Annotated in this window: 14 protein-coding genes and 1 tRNA gene; 7 read left to right on the plus strand and 8 right to left on the minus strand. The window is 71.1% G+C overall.

Annotation, left to right across the window (positions count from 1 at the left end; all coding sequences use genetic code 11):
• The first annotated feature begins 26 nt into the window (after nt 1-26).
• Entirely contained in the window at nt 27-941 is a 915-nt protein-coding gene (locus tag ACEYYH_RS14185; RefSeq protein WP_374974996.1) for an O-acetyl-ADP-ribose deacetylase, read from the plus strand.
• 48 nt (nt 942-989) lie between these two features.
• Here the strand turns inward: ACEYYH_RS14185 and ACEYYH_RS14190 are convergent.
• The 4 genes from ACEYYH_RS14190 to galU form a co-directional block, all read right to left on the minus strand.
• A tRNA-Ala gene (locus tag ACEYYH_RS14190) sits at nt 990-1,062 on the minus strand.
• 65 nt (nt 1,063-1,127) lie between these two features.
• Complete coding sequence (locus tag ACEYYH_RS14195) at nt 1,128-2,153, minus strand: large exoprotein (protein WP_116197071.1); 1,026 nt, start codon at nt 2,151-2,153, stop codon at nt 1,128-1,130.
• Between the two features lie 137 nt (nt 2,154-2,290).
• Nucleotides 2,291-2,920, minus strand: coding sequence for a GNAT family N-acetyltransferase (locus tag ACEYYH_RS14200; protein WP_374974997.1), 630 nt, complete (start codon nt 2,918-2,920; stop codon nt 2,291-2,293).
• A gap of 23 nt (nt 2,921-2,943) precedes the next feature.
• Nucleotides 2,944-3,831: a UTP--glucose-1-phosphate uridylyltransferase GalU gene (gene galU / locus ACEYYH_RS14205; protein ID WP_374974998.1), complete on the minus strand. Its 888-nt coding sequence runs from the start codon at nt 3,829-3,831 to the stop codon at nt 2,944-2,946.
• Between the two features lie 80 nt (nt 3,832-3,911).
• Between galU and ACEYYH_RS14210 the strand changes: the two genes are divergently transcribed.
• The 3 genes from ACEYYH_RS14210 to mscL are packed head-to-tail and all read left to right on the plus strand — an operon-like array spanning nt 3,912 to nt 5,310.
• On the plus strand, nt 3,912-4,508 hold the full coding sequence (locus ACEYYH_RS14210) for a 5-formyltetrahydrofolate cyclo-ligase (RefSeq protein WP_374974999.1): 597 nt from the start codon (nt 3,912-3,914) through the stop codon (nt 4,506-4,508).
• Between the two features lie 19 nt (nt 4,509-4,527).
• Nucleotides 4,528-4,827: an FmdB family zinc ribbon protein gene (locus ACEYYH_RS14215; protein WP_374975000.1), complete on the plus strand. Its 300-nt coding sequence runs from the start codon at nt 4,528-4,530 to the stop codon at nt 4,825-4,827.
• A 45-nt stretch (nt 4,828-4,872) separates the two neighbouring features.
• Nucleotides 4,873-5,310, plus strand: coding sequence for a large conductance mechanosensitive channel protein MscL (gene mscL / locus ACEYYH_RS14220; protein WP_374975001.1), 438 nt, complete (start codon nt 4,873-4,875; stop codon nt 5,308-5,310).
• A gap of 6 nt (nt 5,311-5,316) precedes the next feature.
• Here the strand turns inward: mscL and ACEYYH_RS14225 are convergent, their stop codons facing one another.
• Nucleotides 5,317-5,535 carry a hypothetical protein gene (locus tag ACEYYH_RS14225; RefSeq protein ID WP_374975002.1) on the minus strand — a complete coding sequence of 73 codons (219 nt, stop codon included), beginning with the start codon at nt 5,533-5,535 and terminating at the stop codon, nt 5,317-5,319.
• Nucleotides 5,522-9,307: an AAA family ATPase gene (locus tag ACEYYH_RS14230; RefSeq protein ID WP_374975003.1), complete on the minus strand. Its 3,786-nt coding sequence runs from the start codon at nt 9,305-9,307 to the stop codon at nt 5,522-5,524. The genes ACEYYH_RS14225 and ACEYYH_RS14230 overlap by 14 nt, the downstream gene beginning before the upstream one ends.
• Nucleotides 9,308-9,482: 175 nt before the next feature.
• On the opposite strand from ACEYYH_RS14230, the gene ACEYYH_RS14235 reads away from it, so the two are divergent.
• The 3 genes from ACEYYH_RS14235 (at nt 9,483) to ACEYYH_RS14245 (ending at nt 11,723) form a co-directional block, all read left to right on the plus strand.
• On the plus strand, nt 9,483-10,082 hold the full coding sequence (locus ACEYYH_RS14235; RefSeq protein ID WP_374975004.1) for a methylated-DNA--[protein]-cysteine S-methyltransferase: 600 nt from the start codon (nt 9,483-9,485) through the stop codon (nt 10,080-10,082).
• 228 nt (nt 10,083-10,310) lie between these two features.
• The gene (locus ACEYYH_RS14240) at nt 10,311-11,192 is read left to right on the plus strand and encodes a LuxR C-terminal-related transcriptional regulator (protein WP_374978234.1); all 882 of its coding nucleotides are present in this window, start codon (nt 10,311-10,313) and stop codon (nt 11,190-11,192) included.
• Between the two features lie 177 nt (nt 11,193-11,369).
• Complete coding sequence (locus tag ACEYYH_RS14245; protein ID WP_374975005.1) at nt 11,370-11,723, plus strand: Lsr2 family protein; 354 nt, start codon at nt 11,370-11,372, stop codon at nt 11,721-11,723.
• A gap of 44 nt (nt 11,724-11,767) precedes the next feature.
• Here ACEYYH_RS14245 and pntB read toward each other — a convergent pair whose 3' ends face one another.
• Both pntB and ACEYYH_RS14255 read right to left on the minus strand, forming a co-directional pair.
• Nucleotides 11,768-13,183, minus strand: a complete 1,416-nt coding sequence (gene pntB / locus ACEYYH_RS14250; protein ID WP_374975006.1) for a Re/Si-specific NAD(P)(+) transhydrogenase subunit beta — start codon at nt 13,181-13,183, stop codon at nt 11,768-11,770.
• Entirely contained in the window at nt 13,180-14,745 is a 1,566-nt protein-coding gene (locus ACEYYH_RS14255) for a Re/Si-specific NAD(P)(+) transhydrogenase subunit alpha (RefSeq protein ID WP_374975007.1), read from the minus strand. Before ACEYYH_RS14255 ends, pntB begins: the two co-directional genes overlap by 4 nt.
• Between the last annotated feature and the right edge of the window lie 198 nt (nt 14,746-14,943).

The raw sequence follows: 14,943 nt of genomic DNA on the forward strand, positions 1-14,943 counted from the left end.
GCCGGGCACCGGCGCATGATGGACGCATGACCACACTCGTCGCCGTCCACGGCGACATCACCGCCCAGACCACCGATGCGATCGTCAACGCCGCGAACAACGCGATGCGCGGCGGGGGCGGCGTCGACGGCGCGATCCACCGGGCCGGTGGTCCCGAGATCCTGCGCGCGTGCATCGAACGCTTCCCGGACGGACTCGGCACCGGTGACGCCGGGTGGACGACCGGGGGCAGACTCCCCGCGAAGTGGGTCGTCCATACGGTGGGCCCGAACCACGGCGCCGGCCAGCGCGACCGCGCCCTCCTCGAGTCGAGTTATCGGCGGTCGCTTCAGGTGGCCGACGAGGTCGGCGCGCGCAGCATCGCGTTCCCGCTCATCAGCGCCGGGGTGTACGCGTGGCCGCGACGAGAGGCGATCTCGGCCGCCATCGACACGATCGCAGCGACGCCCACCTCGGTCGAGGAGGTCCGCCTCGTCGCCTACGACGCGACGGCGCACCAGGAGATCTCGTCCGCGCTCGTGATGGCCACCTCGGTGCGGATCCTCCAGGGCGCCCGCGAACTGCACCGCCGCGGCTACCACCGGCTGCGGGTGAAGCCCTCGGTCGCACCGTCGGGCATGTACTGGCGGGTCGCGCTCGGCGACGCGGCCGATCCGGCGGCGGGGATCCACTACACGTCCGGGGCCGAGACCGAGTTCGCCGGCGGCCGGGTCGACGCCATGTCGACGCCGGGTGAGGTCGCCGACCTCATCCTCCGCGCCCTGCCCGGCCTCCGGGCGACGAATGACGCGCCCGCCTACGCCGCGTGGTTCGCGGGGCTCGTGGCGGCCGTCGAACCACAGCACGCGCTTCCCGTGTCGTCGGCCGACTACTTCGACGACACCGACGGCTGGGAGATCGGCTGGGGCAGCGGCCTGCGCTACCCCCACCCGCCCGAGTAAGACCCCCGAAAAGCAGAAGCCCCCCACAACGTGGGGGGCTTCTTTCGGTGGACCTGAGGGGAATCGAACCCCTGACCTCCTCGATGCGAACGAGGCGCGCTACCAACTGCGCTACAGGCCCGTGAACCTCGAAAACACTATCACGGTTCGAGTGTCGCTCCGAATCGACGGAGCCCCTCGAGAGGCCTACTCGCCGGCGGCGCGGCGGGTCAGCAGCTGCCGCACGTGCGCCTCGATCTCGGCGTCGTCGACGTACCCCATGCGGGCGTATTCCGACTCTGCGGAGGCCGTGCGCGCGGTCCGCGCGACGTCGATCGAGGGCGGCTGCTGCGCGGTCGCACGGGCCGCCATCGCCTCCTCGAGGGCGGCCTGCCGGAGCGCCGCACGCGCGGCCTCGGCATCCAGCACCGCGGCCGCACGCGAACCCGCCGATGCCGTGAGCGGGCGCGGGAGGTCGCGCGGCGCCCACTTGCGCTGCTCGCGCTCGAGCGCCACGTCCTGCACCTGCGCGATGCGGCGGGGCGCAGCATCCGTTGCCCGCGACACGGCGCGCGCAGCGACGCGGGAGAGGCGACGAAGGATGAGACCGGATGCTGCCACGAGGCCCACACCCGCCCACATCAACGTCTGCGCACCGGAGGTGATCGTCTCGTACACGCCCCACGCCGCGAGGCCGAGACCGATGACGCCCACGAACGTCGCTGCGAGCCGGAACCGGCGCCGGGCGCGCGCACGGCGCGCCGCCGGAAGGGAACGGAGGGCGGCGAGGTCGGAGCGGGCAGCGGCGGCTGCCTCTGCGCGCTCGGCACGGGCGCGCTCCAGATCCACACGCGCGGCGGCTTCAGCGGCGACACGGTCGATGCGGGCGCGCTCCACGCCGATGCGCGCGGCCGCCTCGGCAGCCTCGCGCTCGGCCTTGGCGATCTCGAGGTCGACGCGGGCGCCCTCGAGCGCCGCCTGCTCGCGCTCGGCCAGGGCGCGCTTCGCGAGCTTCTGCTGCGCGGCCGCGGTGCGGGCGTTGAGTTCGAGCCGCACCTCTTCGGGGGTCTCGCTCGTCTCGGCGAGTACACGGAGCGCCTGGTTCAGGCGCACGGCGTTTCGTTCCGCCGCATCGAACTGGCGCCGGCTGTGCCATGACGGGAGCAGGTAGACCAGCCACAGCGCCACGGCGACGAGAACGACGACTCCCCCACCCCACACCTGCCCGCCCATGCTCACCACGGTAGGCGACCGGACGGCGGTGTCCCCCGCATCCGTCCGCGTGTCACGGAAGACGGATTTCTGGCGTGGTCAGGCACGGCGATGCGCGGCCACCCGCCGCCGGGGGGCGGGATCGGCAACCGGACGACCTATGCGTGCATCCGGTCCGCGGGCGGGACGGTGGCCGCATCCTGCGGCACCCGACCCGAGATCCAGCGCTGCAGCACGCCCTCGGGCACGTCCTCGCGCACGAGCGCGAAGGCGTAGTGATCGCGCCAATCGCCGTCGATGTGGATGAAACGGCGACGCAGCCCCTCGTAGCGGAAGCCGAGCTTCTCGACCACGCGCAGGCTCGCGCGGTTCTCGGGGCGGATGCAGATCTCCATACGGTGCAGGCGCAGCTCCGAGAAGCAGATGTCGGTCGCGAGCGCCACCGCCGTCGGCGTGATGCCGCGCCCGGCGAACCGCTCGCTCACCCAGTACCCGATCGTCGCCGACGCCAGCGAGCCGCGCGCGATCCCCCACACGTTCAGCTGGCCGGCGACCTCACCATCGGACTCCATGACGAAGGGCACCCCGGCGCCGTCGCGGTACTGCTGGAGAAGCCGCCGGACGCCGACGCGCATGTCGAACGACACCGGCCCGTCGGGACTCGTCGCCTCCCACGGGCGCAGCCAGCCGCGATTGGAGAGCAGCTCGTTCTGCAGCACGCGCGCGTCGCGCTGACGGACGAGCCGGATCGCCACCGAGCCGTGCCTGCGGGGAGCCGACAGATCCACGAGACTCCCTCGATCGGGCGGCGTCAGAGGTTCGCCGCGAAATCCTTGAACCAGGGACGCAGCGCGGGACCGAGATCTTCGCGATCGGCCGCCAGCTGCACGATGGCCTTGATGTAGTCCACCCTATCGCCGGTGTCGTAGCGACGGCCACGGAAAACGACGCCGTAGACGCCGGGACCATCGGGGTCCGCCGCGAGCTCCTGGAGCGCGTCGGTGAGCTGGATCTCGCCGCCCTTGCCCGGCTCGGTGCGCTCGAGGATCTCGAACACGTTCGGCGAGAGAACATAGCGCCCGATCACGGCCAGGTTCGACGGTGCGTCCTCGGCCTTGGGCTTCTCGACGAGCCCGCTGACCTTCACGATGCCGTTGCCGTCGGTGGACTCCACCGAAGCGACGCCATAGAGGTTGATGTGCTCGGGGTCGACCTCCATGAGGGCGATGATCGCCGCTCCGGTGCGCTCGTGCTCCGCGATCATGATGGTGAGCAGCTCGTCGCGCTCGTCGATGAGGTCGTCACCGAGCATGACGGCGAACGACGAGTCGCCGACGTGGGCCTTCGCCCGCAGCACCGCGTGACCGAGCCCCTTGGGCTCGCCCTGACGCACGAAGTGGATGTCGGCGAGGTCGCTCGATTCGAGGACGCGGTGCAGCCGGTCCGTGTCGCCCTTGTCCTTCAGCTTCTCCTCCAGCTCGGGGACCGAGTCGAAGTGGTTCGAGATCGCGTTCTTGTTGCGCCCGATGATGACGAGGATGTCATCGATGCCGGCCTGCGCGGCCTCCTCGACCACGTACTGGATCGCCGGCTTGTCGACGACGGGAAGCATCTCCTTCGGCATCGCCTTCGTCGCGGGGAGGAAGCGGGTGCCGAGGCCCGCAGCGGGGATGACTGCCTTGATGGAGGTATGCGCCATGCTGAGAGTCTAGGTGGGGCGACCAGGCCTTCTCGTCCGAGCGGACGGTGTGCGATACTCCGCGCCGTACAATCGACACCATGTCCGACGCCATCGCCGATGCGAAGCGCGCCCTGCGCGCCGAGCTCCGCGAGCGACGCCAGCTCATCTCGCCGCAGGCACGCGAGGCCGCCGAGGCGGGTGTCCACGCCCAGCTCGACGCCCTCGTGGCCGAGCACGGCGCCCGCTCGATCTCGTGCTTCCTGTCGACCACGTCCGAGCCGGGCACCCGCTCCTTCGTGGCGGATGCCGTGGCCCGCGGCATCCGCGTCCTCCTTCCGGTGACACGGGCCGACGGCCTGCTCGACTGGGCGGTCGCCACCCCCGAGGGCGACATCGCCGAAGGCATGTACGGATTGCCCGAACCCGTCGGTGAGGTGCTCGGCCCGATCGCGGTCAACGACGTCGACCTCCTCGTGATCCCCGCAGCCGCCGTCGACCACACCGGGATGCGTCTCGGCTGGGGACGCGGCTTCTACGACAAGACCCTCGGGTCGATGGAGCGGTGCCCTCCCGTCTACGCGGTCGTCTTCGACTCGGAGTTCGTGGACGAGCTGCCGAGCGACGAACTCGACGAGCGCGTCACCGGCGTCGTGACCCCCACGCGCACCATCACCCTCGCGCCCACGCGGCGCTGACAGCCGAAACCGAGAGAACATGCCCACCTACGCCTACGCCTGCAAACAGTGCGGTCACCGCTTCGACGCCGTGCAGTCCTTCGCCGACCCGACCCTGACCGAGTGCCCGGAGTGCGGCGGGCCGCTCCGCAAGGAATACGGCTCGATCGGCGTGACCTTCAACGGCTCCGGCTTCTACCGCACCGACTCCCGCGCCGGCGCGAAGTCCTCCGGTTCGGGATCGAGCGGCGGAGCGGATGCCTCGGGTGGCGCGTCCTCGTCGACTTCGACATCATCGAAGGCCGAGGCGAAAGCCTCGCCCGCGTCGTCCGGAGCCTGATCCTCCGGCGCCCCAGACGCGGAACGACACACCCAGGGGGTACACGTGATCAAGGGCTTCAAGGAATTCATTCTCCGCGGCAACGTCATCGACCTGGCGGTCGCGGTCGTCATCGGCGCCGCGTTCACGGCGATCGTCAACGCCATCGTCAACGGGCTCATCAATCCCCTCATCGCGCTGGTGTTCAACGCCAGCAGCCTGGATGCCGTCGGCTGGACCGTCACCAACATCAACGGCGACGAGGTGTTCTTCGGGTTCGGCATGATCCTCGGCGCGATCATCAACTTCCTCGCCGTCGCTGTCGTGGTCTACTTCGTGTTCGTCTACCCGATGAACCACATCAAGGAACGCGCGGCGGCACGTGCCGGCGTCAGCCCAGCCGACGAAGAGCCGAAGCTTCCCACCGAGCAGGAACTGCTCGTTCAGATCCGCGACCTGCTCGACAAGCAGGGGAACCAGCCTCAGGCAACCGCGCGTTCCTGAGCAGCCTCAATAGTGCGGCGGAACGTCGCGCCGCAGGCGCTCATCGTTCGGACCGGCTGCATCGGATGCCGCGTTCCCCTGGCCCTCGCGGCCGGTCGGGGACGCGGCATCCGTCGTCTTGTCATCAGCCGGGATCGGCTCGGCCGTGGTCCCGGGCGCGGGCGTCAGCTTCGCGCGACGGGAGCCCTTGACGCGCTCGATCCGCTGCCGGTCACTCGATGACATCGAGGGGCTGGGTCTCGTTGTCGACCCGGGGAGCGTCGGGCGGCACGCCCAGCATCGCGGCGATGCGCTGCGCGACATCGGCGGGGTCGCGGTACAGGTCGAACGAGTGCACGCGCACGTAGTGCCACCCGAGGCGCCGCAGGATCTGCGGGCGCAGCCGCAGCGACTCGCGCAGCGACTCGCCGATCGTCTCGGGGTCGCTCTCGACCACGACCGCCTTGCCGTCGTACTGCGCGACGAGGGGCAGAAGGCCGCGGTAGTGCACGTCCACCGAGAGCCCCGCGCGGCGGAGCTCCCGCGCCAGGGCGCGCGTGAGCGGGTCGGCGAGGTCTTCGAGCCGCGCCTCGCGCGAGCGGGCGGCGATGCCGCCCAGGATCGACATGAGCGTCGCGGCGCCGTACTCGAGGCGCCCGTCGTCGAAGGCCGACGGGCGGATCGACGACACGATGACCATCGAGCGCCGCGCGCGGGTCATGCCGACGGTGAGCAGCCGCTCGCCGTCGGGCGACGACAGGTCGCCGAAGTCGCTCAGCACGCGGCCGTGCTTGGTGAGGCCGAAGCCGAGCGAGAAGATGACGCGGTCGCGGCTCTCGGCCACCGACTCCTCGAGGGTGAGCACGGCGAACGGCTCGGCGGTGTCGCGCGAGACGAAGTCGGCGACGTCGGAGCGTCCGGCGAAGGCGGCCTCGACCGCCGCGCGGATGCGCTCGGCGTGCCGCACGCTCGCGGTGACCACCATGAGCGACTCGGTGCCGCGGTTGACGGCGTGCTCGACGACGAGCGTCACGACGCGGGCGACCTCGGAGTCGGGGCTCTCGACGGCGCCCGTGATGGGGTCGGGCGTGCCGTGGCCTCCCTCGACGTAGTCGACGGCGAGACTGCCGCGCCCCAGGTACGACCCCGCCCACGGCAGGGACACGAGCTCGCCGCCGTAGAACGCGTCGTTCACGAGCGCGGCGAGGTCCTCGCCGCCGGCCCGGTAGCTGCGGGTGAGGGTCTCGACGGGCAGCAGCTCGGCGAGACGCTCGAACACGCTGGTGCTGTCGAACGGCACCTCATCGTCGTCGGCGGCGTCGGTGGACGCGCCGTTTCCGCTCGCCTGCGGCGGCGGCACGGCCGCCGACATCGCGGAGCCCGCCGAGACGCGGAACGGCGTCGGCTTCTGCGTCACCGGGTCGCCGAAGGCCACGACCTGACCCGCCCGGCGGAGCGCCGGTGAGGCCTCGGCGAGACACAGGGCGGCAGCATCCGCCACCACGACGACGTCGAACGCGATCGCCTCGGGGATGCGGGGCACCTCGTAGGGCGAGGCCAGCCACACCGGCGCCAGGGTGCGTGAGAGGGTGGGCGCCACCGCCGCGAGCTCGGCCGGGGTGATCGCGCCGCGCTTCAGCGCCTGCTTGAGCCCGTCGGCCTCGGAGCGGTGGTCGACGATCCCGATACGCCACTGGGTCGCGAGATGGGCGGCCAGGAGGGGACCGGATGCTGCAGCATGGGCTTCGTCGACGAGCCGGAAGTCGCGCTCAAGACGGTCGACGACAGCCGTGTTCGCACCGAGCACGGCGCGGTCGGTGCGCAGCAGCAGCTCGAGGGCGGACTGCCACCACGCGTACTCGAGCTCGGCCGCCACCTGGTCTTCGGGCACGTGCCGAACCGACAGCTCGAGCAGGAGGGGCTCAAGGCCCATCGCGGCGAGCTCGGAGCGCAGCGTCGCCCGCTCTTTGAGGTTGTCGAACACGTCGGAATCGGCGGCGAGTCCGGCGAGCGTGCGCACGAGCTGCTTCACCGGGAGCGTCGCGAGCCGGTCGGCGCCGGTGCGGCCGAGCACCGCATCGAGCTCGCCGAGTTCGGCCTCGACGCGCTGCCAGGCGACCTGCACGTCGCCAAGACCCAGGGGGACTTCGGGTGTGACGCCCACGTCGACGTACCGCTGCCACTCGGTGCGCTGCTGCTGGATGCGCACCAGCGCCTCGTACATGTCGGGAACGTGTACGCCGGGGCGCAGGTACTCGCGCGACAGTCGGCGCAGGCGCCGCCGGTTCGCGCCGTTCATCTCCGGCGCGTCGCGACGCGGCGCGTGCGCCTGGATGAGCTCGGCGAGCGGGCGCTCGAAGACCGTGAGGCTGAACTTGTCGAGCGAGTCGCGGATGCCGCGCAGCAGACGCAGGTACACGCCGAGCTCGGCGACGGTCTGGAACGGCCGCATGCGCGTCTGGGCGATGAGCTCGTAGCCGCGCTCCAGCAGGGTGGGCACATCGCTGCGATGCAGCTTGCCGGCGAGCGCGTGAGCGCCGCGGGCCTCCTCCACCGTCGCGAAGGTGACGCCGTACCAGGGCGAGTCGTCGGGTCCGAAACGGAACTCGCCGAGGCGGGCGGCCGCCGAGAGCTTGGCCGCGGCATCTTCCCGCGTCGTCGCGAGGCTCGCGAGCGCGTCCGCGTCGAAACGCGCCTGGGTCGTGGGGGCGACGCCCCGCTGGGCGAGTTCGGCGAGCTCGCGGAGGATATCGAGCACCGACACACCGAAATCGGCGTGCGTCGCGGTCACGGCGGAGCGGTAGTCCCTGAGGACGCCCCGCAACCGCACCAGTGCGTCGTCGATGTCGGAGACCTTGGGCGCTTCGGCCTTCTCGTTGCGGCCGATCGCGCGGATGAGGTCGCGCTGCAGGCGGTCGGGCGAGACCGCGAGGCCCGGCAGTCCAATGCCCGCGAGGCGATGCCGCACGCCGTCGAGCGTCGAGCGGCGCGCGCTCACCACCAGCACGCGCTTGCCGTCGCGCACGAGCGCGCCCACGGCGTTGATCACGGTCTGCGTGCCGCCGGTGCCGGGCAGGGTGTGGACGATGAGGGACTGACCGTCCGCGATGCGCGCGAGCACCCGCTCCTGCTCGGAGTCGGCGTCCAGCAGCAGCATGTCGGCCGCGGGGGCACGGTCGTCGGGGCTCGTCGGCACCGGTCCGTCGCGGCGGATCGTGAACGATTCGCGGTCGGCGACGTGACCGGCGAGCGCGTTCAGCACCCGGTGATCGAGATCGGACGCGTCCAGGGCCATGTCGCCGCCGACATCGGCGAAGGTCGACACGAGAAGGCGGGGCTTCACGGCGTAGCTGTCGATCGAGGCGGTCAGCGCGCGGATGTGGTCGATCACCGGCTGCGGCTTGAAGACACCGCCCTCGTACGCGAGAGCGGCGAGGCCGCCGGCATCGATCATGATGCCGAAGTGCGTGCGCATCGCACGGATCAGCTCGGGGTTGACGACGAACGTCCCGTGGAGCTTGAGCTCGAAGTCGCCGTGGTGGCGCCGGATCGCGAGCGGCCGGAGCAGCACGGGCGCGCTCCACGTGACCCCCGCGACGCGCCAGGTGGCGAGACCGACGGCGAGCCGCACTGTGTCGAGGCCGCGGGTGGTGCGCAGCTCCTGGTCCTTCGCGGTGATGCTCTGCGCGGCGAGGCGTGCGTTGCGCAGCGCCACCTCGTCGCGGAACAGATTCGACAGCAGCGTCGAGCGCCCGGTGATGAACTGCGGCAGGCTTCCGGGGTGCGCCTTCGTGATCTCGATCGCGGCGTCCTGGCCGTCCTCGAAGTGCAGGAGGGTCGACCTGCCGCCCAGAGCGGCGGACTGCAGCCGGAGCCGGTCGCGCTCGCTCTCGGCGACGTGCACGACCGTGACGTCGGGCTCGGCGAGACCCAGATCACCCGGGGTCACGTCGTACCCGCGCTCGGCGTCTCCTGAGCCCAACACGGCGCTGCGTTCTGCTCGCCACACACGTGCCACCCTAAAGGCGACGCGTGTCCGGCTCTTGCAATGGACCTGAGTTTCGCGGTATTGGACAGCGCGGGAAAGCGTGTTCGGAACGCCCCTTCCTCCCCCGTCGGCATCCGGAGCGAACTCTTCACAGATCGCCTCGGCGACCGGCCGCGGCGTCCGCGGCCCGCGCCAGGATGGTCGCATGAGCCCCGAGGATCCGCCCCGCTACCGCGTCCACCCGTCGCCCATCGGCGACATCCTGATCGTGACGACCGCCGACGGCATCGTGACCCTGCATCCGTTCGAGGGCCCCCTGCACGCCGACATCGAGCGCGTGGCCCGCCAGCTGCGCGCCCTCCCTGTCCCTGACGACGACACGGATGCTGCCACCCCCGGCTCCGGCACGGCCGAGGTCTTCGCGAGCGCGATCACGCAGCTCGACGAGTACTTCGACGGCGACCGGGAGCAGTTCGACCTGCCGCTGGACTGGCGGCTCGTTCGCGGCTTCACACGCGTGGCGCTCGAAGCGGTATGCGAGATCCCCTACGGCGAGACGGCGAGTTATGGGGAGGTGGCGATCGCGGCCGGCATCCCGCGCGCCGCGCGCGCCGTCGGCACCGCGTGCGCGACGACGCCCTTCTCCGTCGTGGTTCCCGTGCACCGCGTCGTCCGCGCCGACGGCTCGCTCGGCGAATACGGCGGGCGGCCCGAGGTGAAGCGGTTCCTGATCGACCTCGAACAGGGTCCGAGCATCCCGGCGGCGCCGACGGCGGCCGTAGGTGACGCGGCGACGGCGGGCTGAGGGCGCGGTCGATCGAGGCTGCGGGCGTGTAGGCCGCCTGCAGGCCGCGAGGCCCGCGCGGCTCGCCGCCGGGCCTCGCCATCCTCCCTCGGGAGCGGGGCCGACCGCCGGTGCGAGACCCCCGAGTGGTAAGGTCGACGCTACGAAAAGGGCGGCGAGGACGCCGTCAGCCGGAAGCAGGTAGCCGTGGGCGCGTCCCTCCCACATCGCGCACCGGCCCCCGACCACATGGGCGCGGGGGTCCGCATCGTCGTGGACGGCCTCGGCGGCGATCCCGGCGACGCACAGGCGCTCGACCACGCCGTGGCCGAGCTCGTGCGCCGCACCCGCTTCCCCGTCGCCTTCGGCGGCCTCGCGCTCGGCGAGGCGATCCACGTCACGTCCATCCACGGCGCCCGCACCCGCAACCTCGAGGGTCTCGTGGTGGAGGCCTCCCGCGGCCTCGGCGGGCGCGCGCTCGTCGAGAAGCGCCCGCGGCTCGCGCTCGACTACGGCTCTTCACGCAGCATCACGCACGACTACGATCGCGCCGTCCTCGGCGAGGGCATCGCGACCCTGTTCGCCGTCCCCGTGATGGTGGGCGGGCGCGCTCGCGGCGTCATCTACTGCGGGTCATGGGCCGAATCGCCGGTCGGCGACGTCGTCGCGCGTCCGGCGTTCGCCGTCGCGGAGGAGCTCTCCAGCGAACTGCGCATCCGCGACGAGGTGCAGCGGCGGCTGACCCTCTCCCCTGCACGCACCACCCCGGCCGCGATGCCGGCGGCGACGCGCGAGGAGCTGCGTGAGACGTACGCCGAGCTGCGCAGCATCGCGGCGATCATCGACGATCCCGCACTGCGCGCCCGGCTCGACCGCCTCGAGCAGCGGCTGGCCGCGCTCTCGCACGACGCGTCCGAGCCGCCGGTCCAGCTCGACGTGCGGCTGTCGCCGCGCGAGATCGACGTGCTCGCGTGCGCGGCGCTGGGCTCGACCAACGCCGAGATCGCGGCGACCCTCGACCTCAAAGAGGGCACGGTCAAGTCGTACTTGCAGGCGGCGATGGCGAAACTGGATGCCTCGACCCGCCACGCCGCGGTCGTCACCGCACGTCGCGCCGGCATCCTCCCCTGACCGGCGGCGCCGCGCACACGGCAGGATTTCCTCGCTCGTCGCGGCGAAACCCGGACAGTCACGTCCGAATTCCCGCCGCCCGAATTCTTTCCCTCGCCCCGAGTCTTCCGCCGCGGTTATCCACCGATCCGGAATTCATCAATAGGCGGCGGCGACAATTCGGCGTATTGTTCCCTCATGGCCCGCAGAATCGTTCACCAGCTCGTCGATGACATCGACGGAACCCTCTTGGAAGCCGGCGAAGGCGAGACCGTCCTGTTCTCGCTCGACGGCGTCGCGTACGAGATCGACCTCACCGACGAGAATGCCGCCGCGCTGCGCGGCGCTCTCGAGCGTTACACCAGCGCGGCGCGCGCCGTGTCGTCCGCCCGGGCGTCGTCCAGCGCCGCCTCTGCCGGGCGCAAGCGCCGTCGCAGCGGACAGCAGGATTACAGCGGCGTCCGCGAATGGGCGAAGCAGAACGGCTATCAGGTCTCCGAGCGGGGCCGGGTTCCGGCATCCGTCCTGGAAGCCTATGAGGCGGCGCACTGACGCACGCCGCCTCGCGGCCTTTCATCGACGATTCATCGTCGACGTCACGAGCGTGAGAGCTGGAAGAGAATCTCGTCGACTTTCTCTTTCGCGTCTCCGAAGAGCATCTGTGCGTTGTCGCGGTAGAAGAGCGGATTCTGCACGCCCGCATATCCGGACGCCATCGAACGCTTGAAGACGATCACGTTCTCGGCCTCCCACACGCGGAGCACCGGCATGCCCGCGATCGGGCTGCCGGGGTCCTCGGCGGCCGCCGGGTTGACGGTGTCGTTCGCCCCGATGACGAGCACCACGTCGACGCTCGACAGGTCGTCGTTGATCTCGTCCATCTCGAGCACGATGTCGTAGGGCACCTTCGCTTCAGCGAGGAGCACGTTCATGTGACCGGGAAGGCGTCCCGCGACGGGGTGGATGCCGAACCTCACGTCGACGCCGCGCTCGCGCAGCTTCTGCACGAGGTCGGCGACGCCATGCTGCGCCTGCGCGACGGCCATGCCGTAGCCGGGCGTGATGACGACGGTCGAGGCGCCGGCGAGCATGTCGGCGGCGCTCTCGGCGTCGATCTCGCGGTGCTCGCCGTACTCCTCGTCGCTCGCGCGCGGCGCCTCGATGCCGAAGCCGCCCGCGATCACCGACAGGAATGACCGGTTCATCGCCTTGCACATGATGTAGCTCAGGTACGCACCCGACGACCCGACGAGCGCGCCGGTGACGATGAGCAGGTCGTTGTTCAGCAGGAAGCCTGCCGCGGCGGCCGCCCAGCCCGAGTAGCTGTTGAGCATCGACACCACGACCGGCATGTCACCGCCGCCGATCGAGGCGACCAGGTGCCAGCCGAGGGCCAGAGCGAGCAGGGTCACGGCGACGAGGAGCCATAGCTCCGGGCTGATCACGTACCAGACCGTGAGGGCGAGGAACGCGACCAGCGCGCCGATGTTCAGAGCGTTCTTGCCGGGAAGCATGAGCGGCTTGGACGAGATCCGCGCCGACAGCTTGAGGAACGCGACGATCGACCCGGTGAAGGTCACGCCGCCGATGAAGACGCCGATGAAGACCTCGGCGTGGTGGATGTCGGCGAGCGCCCCGGTGAGGCCGGTGTCGTACAGCGCTCCGTTCCAGCCGACCAGCACCGCGGCCAGACCCACGAACGAGTGCAGCAGCGCGATGAGCTCCGGCATCCCGGTCATCTGGACGATCCGCGCCCGCCACAGCCCGATCGCGGCGCCGACGAGCACGGCGACGACGAGGAGAGTCAGCCCGAGCGCGCCCGATGGCTGGCCCCACGCCCCCGCCGCCACCAAGACCACCGTGGCGACCAGCGCGATGGCCATGCCGACGATGCCGAACACGACGCCACGGCGACTGGTCTCGTGCTTGCTGAGCCCCGCGAGGCTGAGGATGAACAGCAGCGCCGCGACGATGTAGGCGGCACCCGCGACCTGACCGGCGACCGCGATCATCGGGTCTCACCCTTCTGGAACATCGCGAGCATGCGCCGCGTCACGGCGAAGCCGCCGAAGATGTTGATGGAGGCGAGCAGCACCGCGACCGCGGCGAGGATCTGCACCGTCAGGTCGGGCACCGTGATCTGCACCATCGCGCCGACCACGATGATCCCCGAGATCGCGTTGGTGACGCTCATCAGCGGGGTGTGCAGCGCGTGCGCGACGTGGCCGATCACGTAGAACCCGACGACGATCGCGAGCGTCAGCACCAGGAAGTGCTGCGGCAGCGGCGGGGGCGCGAACGCGCAGATCGCGAAGAGCGCCGCGATGCCCCCGACGATGAGGCCGGTGCGCGCGGCAGTCGACATCGGCTTCCTCGCGGCGGTGCCGGCCGCCGCGCCTACGGGCGCAGCATCCGTCCGCGTCGTCGGCGCAGGTGCCGCAGAGACCTGCACCGGCGGCGGGGGCCAGGTGACCGCACCGTCCTGCACCACGGTGACCGTGCGCTGCACGACGTCGTCGAAGTCGAGGGCGAGTTCGCCGTCCTTGCCGGGGGTGAGGAGCTTCAGCAGGTTGACGAGGTTGGTGGCGAACAGCTGCGACGCCTGCTGCGGCAGCCGGCCGGGAAGATCCGTGTAGCCCAGGATCGTGACGCCGTTGTCGGTCACGATCTTCTCGCCCGCGACCGAGCCCTCGACGTTGCCGCCCTGACCCGCGGCCATGTCGACGATGACGCTGCCCGAACGCATCGAGGCCACATCCGCCGCCGTGATCAGGCGGGGGGCCGGGCGCCCAGGGATGAGCGCCGTCGTGATGATGATGTCGACGTCGGCCGCCTGCTCCGAGTAGATCTCAGCGGCGCGCCGGTCGTAGGCCTCGCTCGTCGCCTTCGCGTAGCCATCCGACGAGACCTGCTTCGCCTCCTCGGGGACGACGACCTCGAGGTACTCGCCGCCGATCGATGCCACCTGGTCCGCGACCTCCGGCCGCGGGTCGGTGGCCCGCACGATCGCGCCGAGGCTCGACGCCGCGCCGATCGCCGCAAGGCCAGCGACGCCTGCGCCGGCGACAAGCACCTTCGCCGGCGGCACCTTGCCGGCCGCCGTCACCTGGCCGGTGAAGAAGCGCCCGAACTCGTGCGCCGCCTCGACCACCGCGCGGTAGCCGGCGATGTTGGCCATCGAGCTCAGCACGTCCATCGACTGGGCGCGCGAGATGCGCGGCACCGCGTCCAGCGCGATCGCCGTGATCCCCCTCGTCGCGAGCGCCTCGACCAGATCCGGTCGCAGCGCCGGACTCAGCGTCGCGACGATCGTCGCGCCGTCGGCGAGCCGGTCGATCTCGGCCGGCGTCGGCGCGTTGACCTTGAGCACGATCGGCGACGCCCACGCCGTGGAGCTGTCGGCGATGGTCGCGCCCGCCTGCGCGAAGGCCGCGTCCGAGAACGACGAACCGGCACCTGCTCCGGCTTCGACGACGACCTCGTAGCCGAGAGCGATGAGTTTCGGGACGGTGGTCGGAGTCGCGGCAACCCGGGTCTCTCCGGGCGCTTCGGCGACGATGCCAATGCGGGTCATGCGTTCCTCTGGGTCGGGTGTCGCAGCATGCGCTGCGGCGCGCCCGCGAGACCTTTCTCGGCGCTCGCGGCGACGCCTCCACCATGTCAGACCGCGACGCAGATCCCGTGTGCATTGCGCCCCGACACGATGACAAGAATCACAGAATTTGCCGCCTGCGCACCACAATCCCCGTTCTTGCGCTCTCGCGTTGCGGTC

The sequence above is a fragment of the Microbacterium trichothecenolyticum genome (assembly GCF_041938625.1).
Lineage (GTDB): Bacteria > Actinomycetota > Actinomycetes > Actinomycetales > Microbacteriaceae > Microbacterium > Microbacterium trichothecenolyticum_D.